Below are 23,956 nucleotides of genomic sequence, written 5' to 3' on the forward strand. Positions count from 1 at the left end.
ATCGGAGAAACCTGATGCTGGGGTACATCCTGCGGCGCATTCTGGCCGTCATTCCGGTGATGCTGCTGGTCGCCGTCTTCGTCTTCCTGCTGCTGCGCCTGACGCCGGGCGACCCGGCCGCGATCATCGCGGGCGACATGGCGACCCCCGCCCAGCTGGAGCGCATTCGCGAGGCCATGGGCCTGAACGATCCGCTGCACATCCAGTTCGTGACCTGGGTCGGACAGCTGCTGCGGGGCGATCTGGGCGTGTCGCTGATCTCGAACACGCCGGTGGCCACGATGGTCGCCGACCGCATCGCGCCGACCCTGTCCATTGCGGTGCTGACCATCGTGATGTCGGTCGCGATCGCCGTGCCGATGGGCGTCCTGGCCGCGTGGAAGCATCGCAGCATGGCCGATTACGCGGTGATGACCTTCTCGGTCCTGGGGTTTTCGGTGCCGGTCTTCGTGATCGGATACCTGTTCATCCTGGTCTTCTCGCTGCAGCTGGGCTGGTTCCCGGTGCAGGGATACACGCCCCTGTCGTCGGGCCTGGGCGGGTTTCTGTCAAATGCCTTCCTGCCCGCGCTGACGCTGTCCACCATCTATGTCGCGCTGATCGCGCGCATGACGCGGGCCAACATGCTGGAGGTGCTGGGCGAGGACTATATCCGCACCGCCCGCGCCAAGGGGGCCCCGGAACGCACCGTCCTGTTCCGCCACGCACTGAAGAACGCGGCCGTCCCGATCCTGACCGTGATCGGCACCGGCTTTGCCCTGCTGATCGGAGGCGTGGTGGTGACCGAGACCGTCTTCAACATCCCCGGCGTGGGCCGCCTGACGGTCGATGCGATCTTGGCGCGCGACTATCCGGTCATCCAGGCGATGATCCTGCTGACCAGCTTCCTCTATGTGCTGGTGAACCTGCTGATCGACCTCAGCTACAGCCTCTTTGACCCAAGGATCCGTTACTGATGGCACAGGTACCGCAACCGACCTCGGCGATGCAGCCGGTCCTGCGCGCGCTGCGCCTGCCGCATCTGGGCGCAGGCAGCAAGATCGCGGCGCTGGTGCTGGCCGTCATCGTCGTCCTGACGCTGCTGGCGGGCTGGATCGCGCCGCATGACCCGCTGGCGATGAACCCCATGGCCCGCTTGCAGGGCCCGATCGAGGGCCATCCCCTTGGCACCGACAATTTCGGTCGCGACATCTTCAGCCGCGTGCTGATCGGGGGACAGCTGTCGCTGATCATCGGAATCGCCACGGCGGTGGTGTCGGTCCTGCTGGGCCTGATCATCGGCATGATCGCGGGCTTCTTCCGCACGGCGGACGCGATCATCATGCGGGCGATGGATGCGCTGATGGCGATCCCGTCGATCCTGCTGGCCATCGCGCTGGTGGCGCTGAACGGCCCGTCGGTCGGATCGGTCATCGCCGCGATCACCATCCCCGAGATCCCCCGCGTCGTGCGTCTGGTCCGCGCCGTTGTCCTTTCCGCGCGCGAGGAGCCCTATGTCGAGGCCGCGATCGCGCTTGGCACGCCGATGCGCAAGATCCTGGTGCGCCACCTGGTGCCGAACACCACCGCACCCCTGATCGTGCAGGGCACCTACATCCTGGCCAGCGCCATCCTGACTGAGGCGATCCTGTCCTTCCTGGGCGCAGGCGTCAGCACCGAGACCCCCACCTGGGGCAACATCATGGCCGAGGGTCGGCTGTTCTTCCGCATCAAGCCGGAGCTGATCCTTTATCCCGGCATCGCGCTGTCGCTGTGCATCCTGTCGATCAACCTTCTGGGCGATGCGGCACGCGACATGCTGGACCCGCGGCTGAAGAAAAGGGCAGGCTGATGCAGTTCAAGACACGCAACTTCGACGCGGCCGACGTGGTGCTGCAGGCCCGCGACCTGACCGTGACCCTGCCCGAGACGCCGGGAAACCCCGCAGTCCTGAAGGGCATCGACGTGACCATCCGCGCGGGCGAGACCGTCTGCCTGGTGGGCGAATCCGGGTCGGGGAAATCCGTCACCTCGCTGGCGATCATGGGGCTGCTGCCCGACGCGCTGCGCGTCGCGGGGGGCACGATCCGGCTGCAGGGCCGCGACCTGCTGCCCCTGACACAGGCCGAGATGCGCGACCTGCGCGCGGCCCGCGTCGCGATGATCTTCCAGGAGCCGATGACCGCGCTGAACCCGGTGCTGCGCGTGGGCGACCAGATCATGGAGGTGATGGAGCTGCACACCGACCTGCCCGCCGCGGAACGCCGCCGTCGCGCCGTGGCGATCATGGAGCAGGTCCATCTGCCCGATGTCGAGCGCATCTTCCGCAGCTATCCGCACCAGCTGTCGGGCGGCCAACGCCAGCGGATCATGATCGCGATGGCGCTGGTGCTGGAGCCGGTGCTGCTGATCGCGGACGAACCCACGACCGCGCTGGACGTGACCACGCAAAAGCAGATCCTGGCGCTGATCGACGAATTGCAGAAGGGCCACGGCACGGCGGTGCTGTTCATCACCCATGACATGGGCGTCGTCGCCGAGATCGCCGACACCGTCTATGTCATGAAGCAGGGCGAGATCGTCGAACATGGCGCGGTCGAGACGCTGCTGCGCGACCCGCAGGCGGACTATACCCGCAAGCTGCTGAAAGCCGTGCCCAGCCTGTCGCCCCGCGAGGCGCGGCCCGTGACGGAGGACGCCGTCCTGCGGGTCGAGCGGCTGAACAAGGTCTATGGCGGCGGCGGCATCCTGCGGAAGCTGCCGCAAGCGCATGCCGCCAAGGATGTGACCTTCGCCCTGTCGCGCGGCCGCACCCTGGGGATCGTGGGCGAGAGCGGGTCCGGCAAGTCCACCGTCGCGCGCTGCATCATGCGGCTGATCGACCCCAGTTCGGGGCGCATCCTGCTGGATGATGCCGACATCGCGAACCTTTCGCGCGGCGCGTTGCGCCCGCACCGCAAGAAGCTGCAGGTGGTGTTCCAGGACCCGATGCGGTCGCTGAACCCCCGCTGGACCATCGGCGAGAGTCTTATCGAGGGGCCATTGAACTATGGCACCAGCCGCGCCGACGCGATGGCCGAGGCCGCGCGCCTGATGGGCGTCGTGGGCCTGCCCGCCGACGCGCTGGCCCGCTATCCGCACCAGTTCTCGGGCGGGCAGCGGCAGCGCATCGCCATCGCCCGCGCGGTGATGATGCGCCCCGACGTGCTGGTCGCGGACGAGGCCGTGTCGGCGCTGGACGTGTCGGTGCAGGCGCAGGTGCTGGACCTGCTGGACCAGCTTCAGCGCGACCTGGGCATCGCGATCGTCTTCATCACCCACGATCTGCGCGTCGCCGCCCAGATCTGCGACGAGGTGATCGTCATGCAGCGCGGCGCCGTCGTGGAACACGGCCCCGCGGGCGAGGTCCTGGCCGCGCCCGCCCATCCCTATACCCGCGCCCTGATCGAGGCCGCCCCCGGCCGGTCATGGGACTTCCAGAATTTCCGTGCCATGCCAGAGGTGAGACATGCCGAACCTGCTTGAGATCGATGCCGCCGTCCCGGAACTGACCGAGATCTTCCGCGACCTGCACGCGCACCCGGAGATCGGCATGGAGGAGGTCCGCACCAGCGCGGTCGTCGCGGCCAAGTTGCGCGAATGGGGCGTGGACGAGGTCCACGAGGGCGTGGGCAAGACCGGCGTCGTTGGAATCGTGCATGGCCGGGGTCAGGGCAACCGCCGCATCGGCCTGCGCGCCGACATGGACGCGCTGCCGATCCAGGAGGCGACGGGGCTGCCCCATGCCTCGACCCAGGCCGGCAAGATGCATGCCTGCGGCCATGACGGGCACACGACCATGCTGTTGGGTGCCGCGCAGTATCTGGCGCGCACGCGCAACTTCGACGGCACCGCGGTCCTGATCTTCCAACCCGCCGAGGAGGGTCTGGGCGGCGCCCGCGCCATGATCGCCGACGGGCTGTTCCAGCGGTTCCCGGTCGACGAGGTCTATGGCATGCACAACCAGCCGACCGGCCAGCCGGGCCGCGCGACCCTGTGCAAGGGGCCGGCCATGGCGGGGGCGTCCTTCTTCGACATCACCGTGACGGGCAAGGGCAGCCATGCCGCCATGCCGCAGCAGTCGCGCGACGCGCTGGTCGCGGCATCAGGGCTGGTGGGGCAGTTCCAGACGATCCTGGGCCGCAACGTCGCGCCGCTGGATCAGGCCGTGCTGTCGGTGACCCAGATCCATGCAGGCAGCGCCTACAACGTGGTGCCCGAGACCGCGACCCTGGCCGGCACGATCCGCTTCTTCCGCCCCGAGGTCCGCGACCTGATGCAGGCGCGGATGCGCGCGATCTGCGAGGGTGCCGCGCAGGCCTTCGACCTGCGGATCACCTGCGACTTCCGCGAGATCTTCGACGTACTGGTGAACGATGCCGACCTGTCGGACGCCTGGACCCAGGCCGCCGCCGACGTGCTGGGGGCAGACAATGTGCGCGACGATTCCCAGCCCTTCACCGGGTCCGAGGATTTCGCCGACATGCTGCAGCAGGTCCCCGGCGCCTATGGCAACCTGGGCCATGCGGGGACGGTGCCGCTGCACAATCCGGGCTTCGTGCTGGACGAGGGCATCCTGCCCGTCGGCGCGTCGATCTATGCGCGGCTGATCGAACGCCGCCTGCCGGTGGCGGCATGAGCGCGGTCGACCTGCCCTTCGACGCGGAGGAGATGCTGACGGGCCTGCGCCCCTGGATCGAATGCGAAAGCCCGACCTGGGACGCGGCCGCCGTCAGCCGGATGATGGACCTGGCCGCGCGCGATCTGTCCGCAATCGGCGCCACGGTCGAGACGGTGCCGGGCACCAAGGGCTTCGGCACCTCGATCCGCGCGACCTTTCCGCATGCCGATCAGGGCAAGCCGGGCATCCTGGTGTCGGGGCACATGGACACGGTCCATCCCGTCGGCACGCTGGAGAAGCTGCCTTTCCGGGTGCAGGACGGCAAGGCCTGGGGGCCGGGCATCATGGACATGAAGGGCGGCAACTACGTCTTTCTGGAAGCGATGCGCCAGATCGCGCGGGCGGGGCTGACCACGCCCTTGCCAGTCACGTTCCTGTTCACCCCCGACGAGGAGGTCGGCACCCCCGCCACCCGCGGCCTGATCGAGGATGCCGCCCGCGTCCAGCGCGCCGTGCTGCTGCCCGAACCCGCGCTGCCCGACGGGGGCGCGGTGATCGGGCGATACGCCATCGCGCGCTTCGACCTGCTGACCCATGGCCGGCCCAGCCATGCGGGCTGGGCGCTGAAGGACGGGCGGTCCGCCATCGCCGCCATGGCCCGCCGCATTTTGGAGATCGAGGCGATGACCACCGAGGACTGCACCTTCTCGGTGGGCGTGATCCATGCCGGGCAATGGGTGAACTGCGTGGCCTCGGAATGCCGGGCCGAGGTCCTGTCCATGGCCAAGACCCAAGCCGACCTGGACCGCGGCGTCGCGGCCATGCTGGCGCTGCAGGGCGAACGGGACGGGGTCGAATTCACCGTCACCCGCGGCGTCACCCGCCCTGTCTGGGAGCCGCAGCCAGGCACGATGGCGCTTTACGATCTGGCGCGCGACCTGTCGGCGCAGATCGGGTTCGAGCTGTCGTCGGACCGGTCGGGCGGCGGGTCGGACGGCAACTTCACCGGCGCGATGCGCGTGCCCACGCTGGACAGCATCGGAGTGCGCGGCCGCGGCCTGCACACGCTGGACGAACATATCGAGATCGACAGCCTGCCCGAGCGTGCGCGCCTGGCCGCGGGCCTGCTGACCCGGATCACCTGAGGACCCCATGACCGCATTTGCCGACCTGACCGCCGCCGCGATGACCGCGGGCTTTGCCGACCGCAGCCTGTCCCCGGTCGAGGTGACCCGCGCCGTCCTGGACCGTATCGACGCCTGCGAGCCGGTACTGAACGCGATGTGGACCGTCGATCACGACGTGGCGCTGGAGGCCGCCCGCGCGTCCGAGGACCGCTGGCGGCGGGGCGATCCGCTGACGGTAAACGGCGTATCGCTGGACGGCGTGCCCATCACCGTCAAGGAGAACATCGCCACCCGCGGCGTGGCGATGCCCCTGGGCACCGCGGTCAGCGACATGACGCCGCGCACCGAGGATGCACCCCCCGCCGCCCGCATGCGCGAGGCGGGGGCGGTCTTTCTGGGCCGCACGACCATGCCCGATTTCGGGATGCTGTCCTCGGGCCTGTCCAGCTTTCACCGGCTGGCGCGCAATCCGTGGAACACCGCAATGAACCCCGGCGGCTCCAGCGCGGGGGCGGGAGCGGCAGGGGCTGCGGGCTATGGGCCGCTCCATCTGGGGACCGACATCGGCGGATCGATCCGGCTGCCCGCCGCGTGGTGCGGGCTGGTGGGGCTGAAGCCCAGCTTGGGGCGCGTGCCGATCGACCCGCCTTTCATGGGGCGCGCGGCGGGACCGATGACGCGGACCGTCACCGATGCCGCGATGGCCATGGCGGTGCTGTCCCGGCCCGACGGGCGCGACCACATGTCCCTGCCACCCGCGACGATCGACTGGATGAACCTGGACCGCGACCTGAAAGGGCTGCGCGTCGGCCTGCTGATGGACGCCGGCTGCGGCATGGCGGTCGACCCGCAGGTCAGCGCCGCCGTGACCGCTGCGGCGGCGCTGTTCGAACAGGCTGGCGCCGTCATCCGGCCCATCGATCCTTGGATGACTCCCGACCTGCTGCAGGGCCTGGATGATTTCTGGCGCACGCGGGCCGGGCTGGACGTGCTGGCGCTGGCGCCGGAACAGCGGGCCCGGATCCTGCCGCTGGTGCGTGAATGGGCCGAATCGGGTCTGGGCCGGTCCGGAGAGGACGTCTGGCGCAGCTATGGCGCCACGGTCGAGATCCGTCGTCGCACCACGCAGGCCATGGCTGATCTGGACCTGATCCTGTCGCCCATCTCTCCGAATGTCAGCTTTCCGGCGGATTGGGCCTATCCGGCCGACAACGACGTGACCCGCGCGATGCAGCATATCGGCTTTACCGCGCCCTTCAACATCGGCGAACAACCGGCGATCAGCGTGCCCTGCGGCCATGACCGGAACGGCGTGCCCATCGGGTTGCAGATCGCGGGCCGCCGGTTCGACGACCTGGGCGTGCTGCGCGCCGCGCGGGCGTGGGAACGGATCGCCCCGCCCGCACGCCCCTGGCCCGTGGTCACGGGCTAGTCGTGCGAGGGCTTGTCCTGCGGGGAAAACAGGGCCGCGGCTTCCGACAGATAGCTTTCGGCAAAACCGCCTTGGGCCAGCCCGTCCAGGGCCGCCCCGACGCCGTCTGCCGCGTCATGCGCGGCGCCCACGTCCCGCGACAGCTGCCGGTAATAGGACAGGTCCTTGGCCGCATTCGCGACCGAAAAGCGCATTCCCGACGTGTCCCCCGACAGCAGGAAGGGCGCGATCCGGTCCAGCGCGGCACCGTGCCCGCCGCCCTTGGACAGCACGTCGACAAAGGTCGCGTCACGGATGCCCGCCTGCCGCGCACAGGCCGCGGCCTCGCTGATCAGGGTCGCGCAGCCGATCGAGACGAAGTTGTGCAGCAGCTTCAGCGTATGGCCCGCGCCGACGTCGCCCGCGTGAAAGATGTTCTCGGCGAACGTGCCCAGCAGGGGGCGCATGCGGTTGAACAGATCACCGTCCGCGCCCACCAGCAGGTTCAGGCGGCCTTCCTCGGCCTCCTTTGGGGTGCGGGTCATGGCCGCGTCCATGAATTCCCCGCCCGCCTCGCGCGTCAGCCCCGCCAGGCGCAGGGTCGATGCCGGGATCGCGGTCGAACAGTCGACGATTACGGTTCCCGGACGGATCGCGGCCAGCAGACCGCCCGCGCCCAGCAGCACCTCCTCGACCTGGGGGGTGCCCGACAGGCACAGGATGACCGCGCGGCATTCCGCCAGGGCCTCCAGCCTATCGACGCGGCGCGCGCCAAGCGCCGTCAGGTCACCGACCGGCTGGTTGCCGGGATGATCCAGAAACAGCAGCGGCCACCCCTTGGCCGCAATGTTTCGCGCGATGCCGTGGCCCATCAGACCCACGCCCACCATGCCGACCGTCATCTTGTCCATCGTCTCCTCCTGTCCTGCCGGGGGGCCAGCTTGGGCGCTGGCCGCCCGGGCCACAAGGTGACCGGACGCAATTTTTCCACCGACCACAGGACCGCAGCATGATCATCGACGATCTGACCCGCATCGACACCAGCCTGATCTTCGTGGATGGCCACTGGACCCGCCCCCAAGGCGGCACCCTGCCGGTCGAGGATCCGTCGACCGGCGATGCCATCGGGGTGATCGGTCGCGGCACCCCGGCCGATGTCGACGCCGCCGTCGCCGCCGCCCGCGCCGCCCTGGACGGCCCCTGGGGGGCGCTGACCGCCACCGACCGCGGGCGCATCCTGACGCGGATGTCCGCCCTGGTCCTGGACCGGGCCGAGGACCTTGCGATGATCGAGACGCTGGACGTGGGCAAGCCGCTGGACCAGTCGCGCCGCGATTCGGTGGCCCTGGCCCGCTATCTGGAATTCTACGGCGGTGCGGCGGACAAGCTGATGGGCAGCACGATTCCCTATCAACAGGGCTATACCGCCTATACACTGCGCGAGCCGCATGGCGTTTGCGGGATCATCATCCCGTGGAACTATCCCATGCAGATCCTGGGCCGCGCCGTCGCGGCGGCGCTTGCCGCGGGCAATGCCGTGGTGCTGAAGCCGGCCGAGGATGCGTCGCTCTCGGCCCTGGTCTTTGCGCAGATCGCCCATCAGGCGGGTTTGCCCCCCGGCGCGTTGAACGTCGTGACCGGCCTGGGGGCCGAGGTGGGCGCGGCGCTGTCCGCACATCCGGGCGTGCATCATCTGTCCTTCACCGGCTCGGTCGGGACCGGGGCCGGCATTCAGCGCGCCGCGGCGGCCAACGCCGTGCCCGTGACGCTAGAACTGGGAGGCAAGTCGCCTCAGATCGTCTTTGACGACGCCGACCTGGACCGGGCGATCCCGGTTCTGGTCGGGGCCTGCATGCAGAATGCCGGGCAGACCTGTTCGGCCGCGTCGCGCGTTTTGGTACAGGCCGGTGTCTATGACGAGGTGCGTCGCCGCATGTCCGACATCTTCAACGGGCTGGTGGCAGGACCGGCGCCCGACAGCCACGACCTGGGTCCGCTGGTGTCGTCGCGCCAGAGGCGACTGGTGCAGGATTTCATCGATCTTGGCACCCGCGAACTGACCCTGGCGGCACAGGGGCGCCTGCATCCTGACGCGGCGGCCGGCGGCCATTTCGTGCGACCCACGCTGTTTGCGGACGTACCCTCCGATCACGCCTTGGCGCAGCAGGAGATTTTTGGCCCGGTGCAGGTCATGATGCCCTTTGCCGATGAGGCGGAGGCCCTTCGCATTGCCAACGGCACCGAATACGGACTGGTCGCTGGCATCTGGACCCGCGACGGGGCGCGACAGCTGCGCCTGGCGGGCCGGCTGAACTGCGGCCAGGTCTTCGTCAACAACTATGGCGCGGGGGGCGGGGTCGAGCTGCCCTTCGGCGGCATCGGCAAGTCGGGGCATGGTCGCGAAAAGGGGTTCGAGGCGCTGTACGGCTTCACCCGCACCAAGACCATCGCGATCCACCACGGTTGAAAGGCAGGGCGCCATGCGCCCCGCCCTGGCGATCAGAACACCGTCACCTGTGTGCCGATCTCTGCGACCGCATACAGCTTTTCGACATGCTCGTTATAGAGGCCATAGCAGCCCGACGACGACCGCCGCCCGATCTTGCGCGTGTCATGGGTGCCGTGGACCAGATAGGCCGGCCAGCCCAGGTACAGGCCGAACTTGCCCAACGGGTTTTCGGGCGCGCCCCCCTCGACCCGCTGCGGCAGGGTCGGATCCTTGACGCGCATGCTGGGCGTGGGCGTCCAGGGCGGGTTGGCGACCTTACGCACGATCTCGGTCTGGCCGCGGCGGGTCAGTTCGTCTGTCATCGGGATCGCGCAGGGAAAGACGAAATGCACGCTTTCGTCACCCGACCAGAAATGCACCGCACGCGAGGTCACGTCGGCCAACAGAACCCCCTTGCCCAAGGACGGATAGAAATCCTGCCAATGCCGCGCGCGGAACGACGACTGGTTGCGCTGCGGTCCCGGGTTTTCCTGGCCATAGGCCATGGCGGGGATCAGGACGCCCGTCGCCGCAAGACCTTGAAGGAAAGTTCTTCGGTCGCCGAAGGGACGATTCGTGGACATGCTGCTGCCTCGTGCTTGTATTGGCCTTTTCAGCGACAATAGCCCCGCGCGTGCCTTCCCCCAAGCCCCCGCCGCAAGGTTGGCGGCCCACCCCGGAGATTCTGCAACAGATGCAGGGGCACGCGGCCGATCACGCCTGCGGCAACGGACCCGCGGGACGCACCGCCTGCAACAGCGCGTTGAGCGCCGCCCGGCTGAGCGGCTTGACCAGCGATCGGTCCATCCCGGCCTGACGAAAGCTTGCCAGATCCTCTGGCATGGCATGGGCCGTCAGGGCCACGATGGGGCAGTCGCGGTTGGGGCCGTCACCCGCGCGAATGCGCCGGGCCGCGTCGATGCCGTTCATGCGGGGCATGCTGATATCCATCAGGATCAGGTCGAACCGGCGCTGTTGGGCGGCGGCGACGCCGGCAAGGCCATCCTCGGCCTCGGTCACGTCGCATCCTTGGCGGCGCAGCATCTCGCGGGCAACCAGACGGTTGATGGCGTTGTCCTCGACCATCAGAATGCTGAGGCCGGGACAGTCCGGACTGGCCACCGCCTGCTGGGGCACCGTGTCGGGCGCAACGGGCGCAGGCTCCAGGGGCAGCGTGATCCGGAACGCGGTCCCCCTGCCCGGCTGGCTTGAGACCGTGATCTTTCCGCCCATGGCATCGACCAGGCCCTTGACGATGCTGAGACCAAGTCCCGTCCCCTCGACCTTGCGGTCGAAGGTCGAACCCAACGTGACGAACGCATCGAAGATCCTGTCCAGATCGGCTGCGGGGATGCCAATACCCGTATCGGTCACGCGCAACGTGACGTGTCCCGGTGGCCCCGACGTATCGACCAGCACGGTGATATGTCCGTTTTCAGTGAACTTGATGGCGTTGCCGACCAGGTTCACGACGATCTGTTCCAGCCGCGCCGCATCGCCCAGGACCGGCGCCATATCGTCGCCGGAATATACAGCCATCAATTGGTTGCCCGCCGCCTGTGCCTGCGTCTGCAGGCCCAGGATCGCCGAATCGACCAAGCTGCGCAGGTCGACCGGGTTCCGGGCCAGAACCAACTGACCGCTGCGCGCCCGCGAGGTGTCCAGCACATCGTTGACATGGCCCAGCAGCATGCGGCCGGAATGCTCCATCGCGGCGACGTACTGTCGCTGGCGTTCGTCCAGTTCGGTCAGGCTCAGCAGGTCCAGCAAGCCCAGAATGCCGTTCAGGGGGGTCCGCATCTCATGGCTCATCACGGCGATCATGCGCGTCTTGGCCTGTTCGCCCGCGACGGCGCGGTCACGGGCCTCGATCAGTTCGGCCTCCTCGGCCGCACGTCGGGACACGTCGCGCACGAAGGCGACCACCAGCGGTCCGTCCTCTCCTCGGGCGACCGACATGGACAGTTCGACGGGGATGATCCGGCCCGACTTGTGCCGGGCGGCGGTCTGCATGATATCGGGCCCGCCGGCGCGCGGGCGGGTGGTGCCGTCACGGACCCGGGCCAGAACCTCGCGCACCTTGGCACGCCGGTCGTGCGGGGTCAGCAGGTCGACGACGTCGGCGCCCACGGCCTCGGCCCGGTCATATCCGTAGATGCGCTGTGCTGCGGCGTTGAAGCCCAGGATCCGCCCATCGGGGCGCGCCACCAGGATTGCGTCGATCGACGCCTCGAACAGCGAATTCAGGCGATTGCTGACCGCGGCGATGCGGCGGTTTCGTTCGCCTGCGCTGCGCACCATCGCGGCCAGGACCACGACGCTGCCCGCCAGCACCATGAACAGCGGAACGACCAGCAGCGACAGGGTCGTCAATGCGCGGGCCACACCTTCGCGGCGCAGCGCGGATTTCTCGGCGAACAGCCGCACCCCCTCCAGCGACACCTGCCTGACCAGGGGCACGGCGGCGTCGACGATGGGCATGATCCGGGGCAGCCCAGCGATCAGTCCCGCGTCATCGCCGTCGATCACCGGCACGGCGGCGTCCAGCCCGGACTGGATCTCCTGCAGCGCGGTCGAGATGCCGGGTTCCGCGCGCAGGTGATCATAGGTCCGCCCCTGCTGCAGCGTCTGTATGCGCGAGTAGAAGATGTCGAACCGCTGCCGCAGATCTTGCGCTTGATCCGCGCCGGCACCGGGCGCGGCCAGCAGCAACGCGGCACGCTGCAGGGCCAGAACCTCGACCTCGGACTGGGCCAGGAACCATTGGGTGTTGTCCGTGGCCGCGGTCCCCATCTCGTCGATCTGACGGCGCGCATCGACCTGCAGCAGCCAGACGACCAGCCCCAGGGCCAGGATTACGCAACCGAAGAAGGCGGGCATCATCCTGACCGCCCGCGCGATGCGCGGGGGATGCAGGTCGGTGCCCACCGCGTTGATCACCGCACGGCCTCGATCCGGACCAGCTGCCAGATGCTGCGGGCATAGGTCACCTCGGACTGCAGCGCAGGATCGGAATCATAGGGATAGATGACCCAGAGCGGCCCCTTGTCGCGCACGGACATCGCCTGCCCGTCCTGCTGGAACGCGACGATGGGATAATCCGCCGTCACCTCGTCCACGGGAATCTGCACGGCGTAGTCATTGATCGCCACGGCCGAGACCGTGCCCTCATCGATGCCCGCATCGGTCAGGATCGTCTGCAGCGGGACCCCGGTGAAGGTCGGCTGCCCCTCCGTCCAGATGGTCGAGGTGGCAAAGCTGACCGGCCCAAACGCCTGAAGCGCCGCCTGGTCATAGGTCTGCGTGCCGTCCGGGCCGACCACGGTCAGCAACGGATCGTCGGCCAGCGCCGGACCCGCCAGCGCAAGCAAAAGGGAGAGGGCTGCGATCTTCATGGGACTGCCTTCGACAGGGTTGGTCGGGGTTGCGGTGTCGCGTCATCTTGACGCCCGCCGCGCCATTCTGGCAGCGAATCCTTTCTAAAATGCTATCGATTGACCGATGCCCTTTACTGGTATGGAAGTATGGTATAAATTTGGGGAAAAGGGCTCGACATGATTCCGATCCGCGCTGCCACGACCGCCCAGCAGGTCCATGACTGGTTGTACCGCTGCGTCCTGCGCGGCGACCTGCTGCCGGGCACGCGCCTGTCGGAGACGGAGATCGCGGCGCAGGTCAACCTGTCGCGCCAACCCGTGCGCGAGGCCTTCATCCGGCTTGCCGCCGATGGCTTGGCCGAGGTGCTGCCCCAACGGGGCACCTATATCGGGCGCATCTCGATGCGGGCGGTCCTGTCGGCGCGCTTCATCCGCGAGGCGGTGGAAAGCGACCTGGCCCGCCATGTGGCCGCCACCCGCCCCGACCTGACCGCGATGGCCGCCGAATTGACCGTGCAGGAAAGGTGCGATGTCGAAGGCGACGTGCCGGGGTTCATCGAATCGGACGACCGGTTCCACCGCGCCATGGCCTTGGCGGCGGATCAGGGCGCCGTCTGGCAGGATCTGGAACGGCTCAAGGCCCAGATGAACCGCCTGCGGCACCTGTCGATGCGCGTCTTCGACCGCAGCCAGACCATCGCCCAGCACCGTGCCGTCCTGACCGCGCTGCAGGCCGGCGACGCCGATGGCGCCGAAGATGCCATCCGCACGCATCTGCGCCAGATGCTGACCGAACTGCCGCAGATGGCCGCGGCGCATCCCGACTATTTCACCGACTGAAAGATCCCAAAACATGCCGCAAGCCGACCCCATCCGCATCCTGTCCATCGGCGAGGCCATGGTCGAGATGTCGCGCGCCCCAGATCCGGACCTGTGGCGGATGGGCTTTGCCGGCGACACGCTGAACACGGCCTGGTATCTGCGCCGCCTGTTGGACGACGCCTGGCAGGTCGACTATCTGACGCGGGTCGGCACGGGCGACTTTTCGACCCGGATGGTCGAGTTCCTGCGGGCCGAAGGGCTGGGCACCGCCCATGTCAGCCGTCAGCCCGATGCCGAGATCGGCCTCTATGCGATCAGCCTGACGAACGGGGAACGCAGCTTCTCCTACTGGCGCGACACGTCCGCGGCGCGGCGGCTGGCCGACGACCCGACCCTGCTGCACGCCGCCCTTCAGGGCTGCGCAATGGCCTATCTGTCGGGGATCACGCTGGCGATCCTGCCCCCGCAGGGGCGCATCGGCCTGATGCACGCGCTGGACCGGGCGCGGCAGGCCGGCACCACGGTCGTCTTCGACACCAACCTGCGGTCGCGCCTGTGGGCCGACGTGGACACCATGCGTGCGGTCACGCAGGACGCTGCCGGCCGCGCGGACCTGGTCCTGCCCAGCTTCGACGACGAGGCCGCGCTGTTCGGCGATGCCGATCCGCAGGCGACGCTGGACCGCTATCTGGCCCTGGGCGCGGGCCAGGTGGTGGTCAAGAATGGCGGTGGGCCGATCCGGTTCGGCGGGCGCGATGGTGCGGGCCACATCGACGATCTCAGCGTCGAGACCCCGGTCGACAGCACCGCCGCGGGCGACAGCTTCAATGCGGGCTATCTGGCGGCACGGCTGACGGGGGCCGATTGCGCCGGTGCCATCCGGGCCGGGCACGCGCTTGGGCGACAGGTGATCCGCCATCCGGGCGCGTTGATCCGGCAGGCGGTCGAGGACGCGCGGCGCTGACTACAGCACCGCGCCGATCTGCCAGGGCAGAAACTCCTGGTCGCCCAGGCCCAGGGCCTCGCTGCGGGTGACCTGGCCCGAGGCGGTGCGCAGGATCAGATCGACGATCTGGCGGCCCTTGTCGTCAAGGCTGACACCGGACAGCACGTCGCCGCAGTTCAGATCCATGTCGTCGCGCATTGCGGCGAACAGGGCATCGTTCGTCGCCAGCTTGAGGGTCGGCGCGGGTTTCGACCCGAAGGCTGATCCGCGCCCGGTGGTGAACACGATCAGCTGCGCCCCCCCGGCGATCTGACCCGTGGCCGAGACCGGGTCGTAACCCGGCGTGTCCATGAAGTTCAGGCCCGGCGCGGTGATGGGTTCGGCATAATCCAGCACGGCGTTCAGCGGCGTGGCGCCCGCCTTGGCCACCGCGCCTAGAGATTTTTCAAGGATCGTAGTCAGCCCGCCCGCCTTGTTGCCTGGGCTGGGATTGTTGTCCAGCGAGGCACCGTTCATCGCGGCATACCCCTCCCACCAGCGCAGGCGGGCCAGCAGCCGGTCGGCCAATGCGGGGTCGGCGGCGCGGTCCAGCAGCAGGCGTTCCGCGCCGTGGATCTCGGGCGTCTCAGACAGCACGACCGATGCGCCCTGCGCGGCCAGGATATCGCAGGCCACCCCAAGTGCCGGGTTGGCCGTGATGCCCGAAAATCCGTCCGACCCGCCGCATTGCAGCCCGATCCGCAGGGCCGATGCCGGGGCGGGTGCGCGCGTCACCGCATTAACCTGCGGCAGCATCTGGCGGACGCGGGCCTTGATGGCGTCGATGGTCGCGCGGGTGCCACCGTTGTCCTGGATCGTCAGCCCATGAAAGCGCGCGGCCTGGCCCAACTCCTGCTTCATGCGGGCGATCTGCATGACCTCGCAGCCCAGCCCTACGAACAGCGCGGCCCCGACGTTCGGGTGCCCGGCATGCCCGGTCAGCACCCGCTGCAGCGCGATCCACCCCGGACCGCTGTCGGCCATCCCGCAGCCCGATCCGTGGGCAAAGGCCACCACCCCGTCAACATTCGGATAATCGGCCAGCGCGCCCTCGGCCTGCAATTCGTCGGCGGCGCGGCGGATGACCGTCGCCGAACAGTTGACCGTCGCCACCAGCGCCACGAAGTTGCGCGTGCCGACCTGTCTGCCGTCGCGGTGATAGCCCTGAAACTGCAACTCCGGCCCGCGATGCCGGTCAAGAGCCGCCCGCGCGGCCGCAAGCCCGGCGCCGGGGGACTGGTCGCGGTCGTGATCACCAAAGGCCAGGTTGTGGCTGTGAACGTGATCGCCCGCCGCGATGTCGCAGGTGGCATAGCCGATCACCTGCCCGTACTTCACCACCGCCGCCCCCCGCGCGATGTCCGCGCGGGCGATCTTGTGTCCGGCAGGCGCCACGCCGCGCGTGGTCAGGATGGCGACGGTGTCCGACGGGTTCAGGACCAGCGGTTCAGCCACTTGCGGCGACCCGCGCGCCATCACGCACCAGCTTCGTCAGCGCATCGGTCAGCTCCGCGCGGAACCCCGTGTCGTCGCGCAGCACGGCGGGAAAGACCTGCGACAGGGCCAGGAACCCGTCGACCGTCGCCGCCGGATCGTCGCGCCACAGCGCGGCCATCTGCGGGGCCAGCGGGTCTTTGACCTCGATCGTTCCACCCGTCTCGTCGCGCCCCGAGGCATAGCGCATCCAGGCCGCCACGGCCAAGGTCAGCCCCGGTACGGGCCGCCAGGCGGCGCGGCCTTCGGCGATGGTGCCAAGGATGCGCTGCGGCATTTTCTGGCTGCCGTCCATGGCGATCTGCCAGGTCCGGTGACGGATTGCCGGATTGGCATAGCGCGCCGCCAGCGCGTCGGCATAGGCCGCAAGGTCGGTGCCCGGCGGCGGCGTCAGCGCCGGGATGATCTCGGACCGCCACAGACGGTCGACGAACTGCGCCATCACCGGGTCGGCCATCGTGTCGGCGATGGTCTGGTGCCCGGCCAGATAGCCCAGATAGGCCAGGCTGGAATGGGTGCCGTTCAGCATCCGCAGCTTCATGTGCTCGAACGGCGTCACGTCGTCGACCAGTTGCACGCCGACCGCACCCAGGTCCGGGCGACCGTTGCAGAACCGGTCCTCGACCACCCATTGGCGGAAGGGTTCGTGCATCACCGGGGCCTCGTCACGCCGGCCCGTCAGGGTCTCGACCCGGTCCAGATCGGCGGGCGTGGTGGCCGGAACGATGCGGTCGACCATGGTCGAGGGGAAGGCCCCTTGCGCCTCGATCCAGGCGGCGAGATCGGGGTCGATCAGCCGCGCCAGGTCCAGCACGACGCCACGCACGACATGGCCGTTTTCCGGCAGGTTGTCGCAGCACAGCACGGTAAAGGGCGGGATGCCCGCCGCGCGGCGCGCCTGCAGGGCCCGGACCAGAAAACCCGGCGCCGATCTGGGCAGCGGATTGTCCAGATCGTAGCGGATGTCAGGGTGATCGGCGTTCAGCCGCCCCGTGGAAGGCTTATGGCAATAGCCCTTTTCTGTGACCGTCAGGCTGACGATCCGCACCGCGGGTGCGGTCATCGCGTCCAGCACGGCCTGGGGGTTTTCCGGCGCGACCAGAACGTCGCGCAGCACGGTGACGACCTGCGCGGTCTCTCCCTCCGGGCCCAGCTGCAGCGCGGTATAGGCCCAGCCCTGCGGGGCCAGCCGGTCGCGCGTGCCGGGCGATTGCAGCGACACGCCGACGATCCCCCAGTCACCGCCCGAAGCCGCCATGGCTTGTTCGACATAGATGGCGCCATGCGCGCGAAAGAACGCGCCCAGGCCCAGATGAACGATGCCCGCGGGTTCGGCGGACGGGGTATAGTGCAACCTAGCGGCCAAGCCAGCCTCCATCGACGTTGAGGATCGCGCCGTTGACGTAATCGGACGCGGGCGCGGCCAGGAACACGGCGGTCTGGGCGATATCCTCGGGGCGACCCCACCGGCCTGCGGGGATGCGCTCCAGGATGGCGCGGCTGCGGTCGGGATCGGCGCGCAGTGCCTGCGTGTTGTTCGTCTCGATATAGCCCGGCGCGATGGCGTTGACGTTCAGCCCGCGCCCGGCCCATTCGTTGGCCATCAGCTTGGTCAGCCCCGCCACGCCATGTTTCGACGCGGTATAGGACGGCACCCGGATGCCGCCCTGAAAGGACAGCAGCGACGCGATGTTGATGATCTTGCCCCTTCCCCGTGGCAGGGCGGCGCGCGCAAAGGCCTGGCAGGTAAAGAACAGCGCCTTGGCGTTCACGTCCATCACCGCGTCCCAATCGGCCTCGGTGAAATCGACCGCATCGTCGCGGCGGATGATGCCCGCATTGTTCACCAGGATGTCGATCGGCTGGTCCGCGAACACGTCGCGCGCGGCCATCGGATCGGCGAAATCCAGGGTCAGCGAGCGCCCCGCCTTGTCAGACACCTGGCCCATCATCGCCACCGTCTCGGCGCAGTCGCGCCGGCCACTGGCGATCACGTCCGCCCCGGCCTGCGCCAAGGCCACGGCGATGGCTTGGCCGATGCCGGTATTCGCGCCGGTGACCAGGGCTGTGCGTCCCTCAAGGGAAAAGGGGGTCACCGCAGGTCCTCCGGCTGGATGAAGTCCATGTCGGTGTAATCGACATTGTCCCCCGCCATCGCCCAGATGAAGGTGTATTCGCCAATGCCCGCGCCGGAATGGATCGACCAGGTCGGCGACAGCACCGCCTGTTCGTTGGCCACGAACAGGTGGCGCGTCTCTTGCGGTTCGCCCATCAGGTGCAGGACCCGCGATTCCGGCGCCATGCCGTGATAGAGGTATGCCTCCATCCGGCGGTCATGGACGTGGGCGGGAATGGTGTTCCAGACCGACCCTTCCTGCAGCGAGGTATAGCCCAGCACCAGCTGGCAGCTTTCCATGACCAGCGGGTGGATGAACTGCTTGATGACGCGCTTGTTCGAGGTCGCGGTCGCGCCCATCTCGACCTTCTTGGCCTGATCGACGGTGATCAGCCGATGCGGCAGCGCGCGATGGGCAGGCGCCGAGGTGATGTAGAACCGCCCCCCGCCCGAAAACGTCACCGCCCCCGCACCCATGCCCAGATACAGCACGTCGCCATTGGCCATGTCCCAGCCCTGCCCCGCGGCCTCTACCCGGCCCGGCCCGCCGATATTGACGATGCCCATCTCGCGGCGGTCCAGAAAGCTGGGCGTGCGGGTCTCGTCGATGGCGTCCAGGGTCAGGGGCGCCCCGTCCGGGACCGCGCCGCCAACCACGAAGCGGTCGTAATGCGTATAGGTCAGGCGGACCTGACCGGCGGCGAACAGACCCTCGACCAGGAAATGCTGCCGCAGCTGGGCGGTGTCCATGCCGCGGGCGTGGTCCGGGTGGATCGCGTGGCGGGTTTCGACATGGGTCATCAGGGGTCCTTTCACAGAAAATCGTCGCGGCGGGGGGTGAAGCTGTCGATCAGCACACCCTCCTCCAGGCACAGGCAGCCGTGTTCGGCGCCCGAGGGGATGATGAAGGCGTCGCCGGGCCCGACCTCGGACGACTGGCCGTCGACGGTGAAGCGGTAGCGGCCCGACTTGACATAGGTCGACTGCACATGCGGATGGCTGTGCAGCGCGCCCCGGTCGCCCGCCGCAAAGGCAAAGCGGACGACCATCAGGTCCGGCGCATGGGCCAGGACGGTGCGGACGGGATCGGTCATTGCGACACCTTCATCAGCGGAACACGGAGGGCAGCCACAGCGACAGCGCCGGGACATAGGTGACCAGCATCAGCGTGGCGAAGGCCGCGCCGTAGAACGGCCAGATCGTGCGCATCGCCTGCCAGATGCTGATGCGGCCTACCGCGCAGCCCACGAACAGCACCGCGCCGACGGGCGGCGTGCACAGGCCGATCCCCAGGTTCAGGATCATGATGACCCCGAAATGCACCGGATCGACGCCGAAGGCGGTCGCGACCGGCAGAAAGATCGGCGTTGTGATGACGATCAGCGGCGACATGTCCATGAACGTCCCCAGGATCAGAAGGACGATGTTGATCATCAACAGGATCACGATGGGGTTGCTGGACACGCTCTGCAGGATCTCGACCAGCTGTGTCGGCACGCGCAGATAGGCCAGCAGCCAGCCGAAGCAGGCCGCGCAGCCGATCACCAGCAGCACCATGGCGGTGGTGCGCACAGCACCCTTGGTCGCCTCGACGAATTCGGACCAGGGCAGGCTGCGATAGACCAGGGCCGTCACCAGCAGCGCATAGACCACCGCCACGTTCGAGGATTCGGACGCCGTGAACCAGCCCGACCGCACGCCCCCGAAGATGATCGCGATCAGGATCAGGCCGGGCATGGCGGACACGAACAGCGCGCCCAGCATCCGCAGGCCCGGGAACGGCTCGGTCGGATAGCCCTTCCGGCGCGCGACCCACCAGGCGGTGACCATCAGCGATACCGCCAGCAGCAGGCCTGGAATGATGCCGGCGGTGAACAGGTCTGCGATGGACAGACGGCCCCCGGCGGCGATGGAGTAGATGATCATGTTGTGGCTGGGCGGGATCATCAGCGCGATGATGGAACTGACGACCGTGATGTTGACGGCATAGTCGACGTCGTATCCGCGCGCCTTCATCTGGGGGACCATCAGGCCGCCCACCGCGCTGGCGTCGGCCGCGGCCGACCCGGACACGCCGCCGAACATCAGCGAGGCCATGATGTTGACCTGGCCCAGCCCGCCGCGCATGTGCCCGACCATCGCACCGGCCAGCGCCACCAGGCGCCGGGCGATGTCGCCCCGCACCATCAGGTCGCCCGCGAAGATGAAGAACGGGATGGCGATCAGCGCAAAGACCGAGATGCCGCTGTTCAGGCGCTGGAACACCACCACCGGCGGCAGTCCCATATAGAGGACGGTCAGAAAGCTGGCCACGCCCAGGCAGAAGGCCACCGGCGTGCCGATCATCAGCAGCGTCACGAAGCTGCCGAACAGGATCCACAATTCCATGATCTCAGGTCCTTTCGCGGGGGCGCGCAGCCTTGCCGTCCAGAAGGTCATCGGCGCGCACCGCACCCGGCGCGCCGTCGACGACGCCGTCAGCGGCATCGTCCATGTCACCAAAGCGCATCGTCTTCAGCCCGGCCGCGCGGCGCAGGATGCGTTCGACCGAAAACAGCATCAGCAGGATGCCGCCCCCGATCAGCGGCGCGAAATCCCACAGGCGCGAAATGCCGATGCCCGGCACCACGCCGCTGGCCGCGCGCGCCGCCAGCTGCCAGCCGAACCACGCCATACCGAAACCGAAGGCCGTCACGACCACGTCGGACAGGCTGTGGAACCACGGCCGCCAGCTTTCCGGCACGACCATCAGGCCCACGTCGAACGACAGGTGATAGCCTTCCTTGACCCCCACGGCGGCGCCCAGGAAGATGAACCAGCCCATCAGCATGACGGCGGCCGGTTCGGCCCAGAACAGGCTGGACCCCATCACGTAACGGAAGAACACCTGCGCAAAGACAAAGGCGGTCATCAGGACCAGCCCGATCCCCGCCAGCCACAAGGCCGCCTGCGCGACCGCACCGGTCAGCGTGGCAAATCTGATCATCCCCTCGCGCATCGCGCATCCCCCGGAAAAGAAAAGGCCGCCCGCGAGGTCCGCGGGCGGCGTGATGTCACTGGGTCGCGCGGATGCGTTCGACCAGGTCCTTGTTCTCGGGGGTGGTCACGTACTTGTCGTAGACGGGCACCATCGCCTCGATGAACGGGGTCTTGTCGATCTCGGTGATGACCTCGGCACCGGCGGCGGTCACCTTGTCCAGCGATTCCTGTTCCTGCGCCGCCCACAGCTCGCGCTGCAGGGTCGAGGAATTCTGCGCCGCCTCGCGCAGGATCGCCTGATCCTCGGGGGTCAGCTTGTCCCAGCTGGTCTTGGACATCGCGACCAGTTCGGGAACGATCAGGTGCTCGTCCAGGGTGAAGTACTTGGCAACCTCGGCATGGCCCGAGCTGTCATAGCTGGGAAAGTTGTTCTCGGCCCCGTCGATCACGCCGGTCTGGATGCTGGAATAGACCTCTCCATAGGGCATCGGCGTGGCGTTGGCGCCAAGCGCGTCCATCATGTCGACGAACACGTCGTTCTGCATGACGCGGAACTTCATCCCCTCGAGGTCGGCGATCGACTGGATCGGCCGCTGCGAGTTGTAGAAGCTGCGCGCCCCGCCATCATACCAGGCCAGCGCCACCAGATCGCGCTCCTCGAACGCGGCGGCGATCTCCTCGCCGATGGGACCGTCCAGGACCGCGTGGCTGTGTTCGACGGACGTGAACAGATAGGGCAGCGACATGATCTGGGTGACCGGCACGATGTCGTTGAACGACCCGAAGCTGGCGCGGACCATGTCGATGACGCCGAACTGGGTCTGCTCGATCGTGTCCTTTTCCTCGCCCAGCTGGGACGACGGGAACACCTCGATGCAGATGCGGCCGTCGGTCTTCTCGCGGACCTCCTCGGCCATGGCCTTGACGCCCTCGACCGTCGGATAGCCGTCGGGATGGGTGTCGGACGACCGCAGCGTGATCTCGCAGGCGGTGGCGAAGCTGGCCGAGGCCAGCAGGCCCGCCAGGGTTGTCATCAGCAGTTTCATGTTATCCTCCCAGATACAGATGCTCAAAGCTTGTAGGCCCGCTTGGCCAGGCCATAGGTCAGGTCGCGCGCCACCTCGGGGGCCTCGTCCTCCTCCAGACGTCCCGATGCGACCAGGTCGGCCAGCCAGGCGCAATCGACCCTGCGCGCCACGTCGTGACGGGCCGGGATCGAACAGAAGGCGCGCGTGTCGTCGTTGAACCCCACGGTGTTGTAGAACCCCGCCGTTTCCGTGGTCATCTCGCGAAAGCGGCGCATCCCTTCGGGGCTGTCGTGGAACCACCAGGCCGGACCCAGCCGCAGGCAGGGCCAGACCCCGGCCATCGGTGCCAGTTCGCGGGCATAGGCGGTCTCGTCCAGCGTGAACAGGATCACCGTCAGGCGCGGGTCCATGCCCACCGCATTCAGCAGCGGCCGCAGCGCGGTCACGTAGTCGGTGCGGCCAGGGATGTCGAAGCCCTTGTCGCGGCCGAACATCGCCAGCACGTCGTCGGAATGGTTGCGGCGCGACCCGGGGTGGATCTGCAGGACCAGCCCGTCGTCAAGGCTCATGCGCGCCATCTCGGTCAGCATGTGGCCGCGGAACGCGTCGGCCTCCTCTGCGGTGCAGGTGCCGCGCAGGGCCTTGGCGAACAGCGCAGCGGCCTGGTCGCGGGGCAGATCCTCGGTCCGGGCCGACGCGTGGCCATGGTCGCTGGACGTCGCGCCATGGTCGATGAAGAACGCCCGACGCGCCCGATGCGCGTCCAGGTATCCATCCCAGGTCGCGGTGTCGAACCCGGTCTGCTGGCCCATCAGCGCGACATTGTCGACGAACCCGGCCATCTCGGGGTCGATCACGCCGTCCGGACGATAGGCGGTGATGACCCTGCCCCCCCAGTCGCTGTCGCGGATCATCCGGTGCCAGCGCAGATCGTCGGTCGCGGCCTCGGTCGTGGCGATCGCCTCGATGTTGAAACGGTCGAACAGCGCGCGGGGCCGGAATTCGGGCCGGGCCAGGCAATCGGCGATGTGATCGTAATACCAGTCAGCCGTGTCTTCGGACAGGCGGCGGTCGATGCCGAAGACGTGCTGGAAGCTGTGGTCCAGCCACAGGCGCGACGGCGTGCCGCGAAACAGCGGATAATGCCGCGCGAACAGCCGCCAGATGGTCCGGCCATCCGTTTCGGTCGGCCCGCCATCAGCGCGGGGCACCCCGAGGTCGGTCAGCGCCACCCCCTGCGAACACAGCATGCGGAACACGTAATGATCGGGCGTCACGAACAGCTGCGCGGGGTCGGGGAATGCCTCGTTTTCCGCAAACCAGCGCGGATCGGTATGGCCGTGCGGGCTGACGATCGGCAGGTCGCGCACCTGTTCGTACAGCGCGCGGGCCAGATCGCGGGCGCGGCCATGGGTCGGGAACAGGCGGTCGTCGTGCAGCAGTGTCATGTGATCCCCCTCCGACTCACTTGCCATTCCGCTAGTCGTCTA

22 protein-coding genes are annotated in these 23,956 nt (G+C 68.2%); 9 read left to right on the forward strand and 13 right to left on the reverse strand.

Annotated features, from left to right (window positions below):
• Positions 1–14 precede the first annotated feature (14 nt).
• Genes FHD67_RS10885 through FHD67_RS10910 form a run of 6 tightly spaced genes read left to right on the forward strand, consistent with a single transcriptional unit; the run spans position 15 to position 7,198 of the window.
• A complete protein-coding gene (locus FHD67_RS10885) occupies positions 15–956 on the forward strand; it encodes an ABC transporter permease (RefSeq protein ID WP_045981692.1) in 942 nt (313 codons plus the stop codon).
• Positions 956–1,831, forward strand: coding sequence for an ABC transporter permease (locus FHD67_RS10890; protein ID WP_045998965.1), 876 nt, complete (start codon positions 956–958; stop codon positions 1,829–1,831). The genes FHD67_RS10885 and FHD67_RS10890 overlap by 1 nt, the downstream gene beginning before the upstream one ends.
• Entirely contained in the window at positions 1,831–3,504 is a 1,674-nt protein-coding gene (locus tag FHD67_RS10895) for an ABC transporter ATP-binding protein (protein WP_139598708.1), read from the forward strand. The genes FHD67_RS10890 and FHD67_RS10895 overlap by 1 nt, the downstream gene beginning before the upstream one ends.
• The gene (locus tag FHD67_RS10900; protein ID WP_139598709.1) at positions 3,488–4,657 is read left to right on the forward strand and encodes a M20 aminoacylase family protein; all 1,170 of its coding nucleotides are present in this window, start codon (positions 3,488–3,490) and stop codon (positions 4,655–4,657) included. The genes FHD67_RS10895 and FHD67_RS10900 overlap by 17 nt, the downstream gene beginning before the upstream one ends.
• Entirely contained in the window at positions 4,654–5,784 is a 1,131-nt protein-coding gene (locus FHD67_RS10905; protein WP_139598710.1) for a M20/M25/M40 family metallo-hydrolase, read from the forward strand. Before FHD67_RS10900 ends, FHD67_RS10905 begins: the two co-directional genes overlap by 4 nt.
• 7 nt (positions 5,785–5,791) lie before the next feature.
• Positions 5,792–7,198 carry an amidase gene (locus FHD67_RS10910; protein ID WP_139598711.1) on the forward strand — a complete coding sequence of 469 codons (1,407 nt, stop codon included), beginning with the start codon at positions 5,792–5,794 and terminating at the stop codon, positions 7,196–7,198.
• Here FHD67_RS10910 and FHD67_RS10915 read toward each other — a convergent pair.
• Positions 7,195–8,175, reverse strand: a complete 981-nt coding sequence (locus FHD67_RS10915; RefSeq protein ID WP_342775301.1) for an NAD(P)-dependent oxidoreductase — start codon at positions 8,173–8,175, stop codon at positions 7,195–7,197. The two genes, FHD67_RS10910 and FHD67_RS10915, sit on opposite strands and share 4 nt — an antisense overlap.
• Before the next feature lie 11 nt (positions 8,176–8,186).
• On the opposite strand from FHD67_RS10915, the gene FHD67_RS10920 reads away from it, so the two are divergent.
• On the forward strand, positions 8,187–9,644 hold the full coding sequence (locus tag FHD67_RS10920) for an aldehyde dehydrogenase family protein (protein WP_139598713.1): 1,458 nt from the start codon (positions 8,187–8,189) through the stop codon (positions 9,642–9,644).
• Between the two features lie 32 nt (positions 9,645–9,676).
• On the opposite strand, the gene FHD67_RS10925 is transcribed toward FHD67_RS10920, so the two are convergent.
• From FHD67_RS10925 to FHD67_RS10935, 3 genes are all read right to left on the reverse strand, one after another.
• Positions 9,677–10,249: a L,D-transpeptidase gene (locus FHD67_RS10925; protein ID WP_045981684.1), complete on the reverse strand. Its 573-nt coding sequence runs from the start codon at positions 10,247–10,249 to the stop codon at positions 9,677–9,679.
• Positions 10,250–10,379: 130 nt separating this feature from the next.
• A complete protein-coding gene (locus FHD67_RS10930; RefSeq protein ID WP_139598714.1) occupies positions 10,380–12,605 on the reverse strand; it encodes a hybrid sensor histidine kinase/response regulator in 2,226 nt (741 codons plus the stop codon).
• Positions 12,602–13,060: a putative pterin-binding protein gene (locus FHD67_RS10935; protein WP_045998958.1), complete on the reverse strand. Its 459-nt coding sequence runs from the start codon at positions 13,058–13,060 to the stop codon at positions 12,602–12,604. The genes FHD67_RS10930 and FHD67_RS10935 overlap by 4 nt, the downstream gene beginning before the upstream one ends.
• A 159-nt stretch (positions 13,061–13,219) precedes the next feature.
• Here FHD67_RS10935 and FHD67_RS10940 point away from each other — a divergent pair, with 159 nt between their 5' ends.
• Positions 13,220–13,882: a GntR family transcriptional regulator gene (locus FHD67_RS10940; protein ID WP_045998957.1), complete on the forward strand. Its 663-nt coding sequence runs from the start codon at positions 13,220–13,222 to the stop codon at positions 13,880–13,882.
• Positions 13,883–13,895: 13 nt separating this feature from the next.
• On the forward strand, positions 13,896–14,828 hold the full coding sequence (locus FHD67_RS10945) for a sugar kinase (protein WP_139598715.1): 933 nt from the start codon (positions 13,896–13,898) through the stop codon (positions 14,826–14,828).
• On the opposite strand, the gene FHD67_RS10950 is transcribed toward FHD67_RS10945, so the two are convergent.
• From FHD67_RS10950 to uxaC, 9 genes are all read right to left on the reverse strand, one after another.
• Positions 14,829–16,304, reverse strand: a complete 1,476-nt coding sequence (locus FHD67_RS10950) for a UxaA family hydrolase (RefSeq protein WP_246071281.1) — start codon at positions 16,302–16,304, stop codon at positions 14,829–14,831.
• Positions 16,297–17,721 (reverse strand): mannitol dehydrogenase family protein, encoded by a 1,425-nt coding sequence (locus FHD67_RS10955; RefSeq protein ID WP_139598717.1) that lies wholly within the window; start codon positions 17,719–17,721, stop codon positions 16,297–16,299. The genes FHD67_RS10950 and FHD67_RS10955 overlap by 8 nt, the downstream gene beginning before the upstream one ends.
• A complete protein-coding gene (kduD, locus tag FHD67_RS10960; RefSeq protein WP_139598718.1) occupies positions 17,699–18,439 on the reverse strand; it encodes a 2-dehydro-3-deoxy-D-gluconate 5-dehydrogenase KduD in 741 nt (246 codons plus the stop codon). The genes FHD67_RS10955 and kduD overlap by 23 nt, the downstream gene beginning before the upstream one ends.
• Entirely contained in the window at positions 18,436–19,260 is an 825-nt protein-coding gene (gene kduI / locus FHD67_RS10965; RefSeq protein ID WP_045998953.1) for a 5-dehydro-4-deoxy-D-glucuronate isomerase, read from the reverse strand. The genes kduD and kduI overlap by 4 nt, the downstream gene beginning before the upstream one ends.
• A gap of 11 nt (positions 19,261–19,271) precedes the next feature.
• The gene (locus FHD67_RS10970; protein ID WP_045998952.1) at positions 19,272–19,553 is read right to left on the reverse strand and encodes a cupin domain-containing protein; all 282 of its coding nucleotides are present in this window, start codon (positions 19,551–19,553) and stop codon (positions 19,272–19,274) included.
• Between the two features lie 13 nt (positions 19,554–19,566).
• The gene (locus FHD67_RS10975) at positions 19,567–20,847 is read right to left on the reverse strand and encodes a TRAP transporter large permease (protein WP_045998951.1); all 1,281 of its coding nucleotides are present in this window, start codon (positions 20,845–20,847) and stop codon (positions 19,567–19,569) included.
• 4 nt (positions 20,848–20,851) lie between these two features.
• Positions 20,852–21,445, reverse strand: a complete 594-nt coding sequence (locus FHD67_RS10980; RefSeq protein ID WP_232303234.1) for a TRAP transporter small permease — start codon at positions 21,443–21,445, stop codon at positions 20,852–20,854.
• Positions 21,446–21,512: 67 nt separating this feature from the next.
• A complete protein-coding gene (locus tag FHD67_RS10985; protein ID WP_045981674.1) occupies positions 21,513–22,484 on the reverse strand; it encodes a TRAP transporter substrate-binding protein in 972 nt (323 codons plus the stop codon).
• Between the two features lie 23 nt (positions 22,485–22,507).
• Positions 22,508–23,914 (reverse strand): glucuronate isomerase, encoded by a 1,407-nt coding sequence (gene uxaC / locus FHD67_RS10990; RefSeq protein ID WP_045998949.1) that lies wholly within the window; start codon positions 23,912–23,914, stop codon positions 22,508–22,510.
• Positions 23,915–23,956 lie beyond the last annotated feature (42 nt).

The organism is Paracoccus haeundaensis, from assembly GCF_006239215.1.
In the GTDB taxonomy this organism is placed as follows: Bacteria; Pseudomonadota; Alphaproteobacteria; order Rhodobacterales; family Rhodobacteraceae; genus Paracoccus; species Paracoccus marcusii.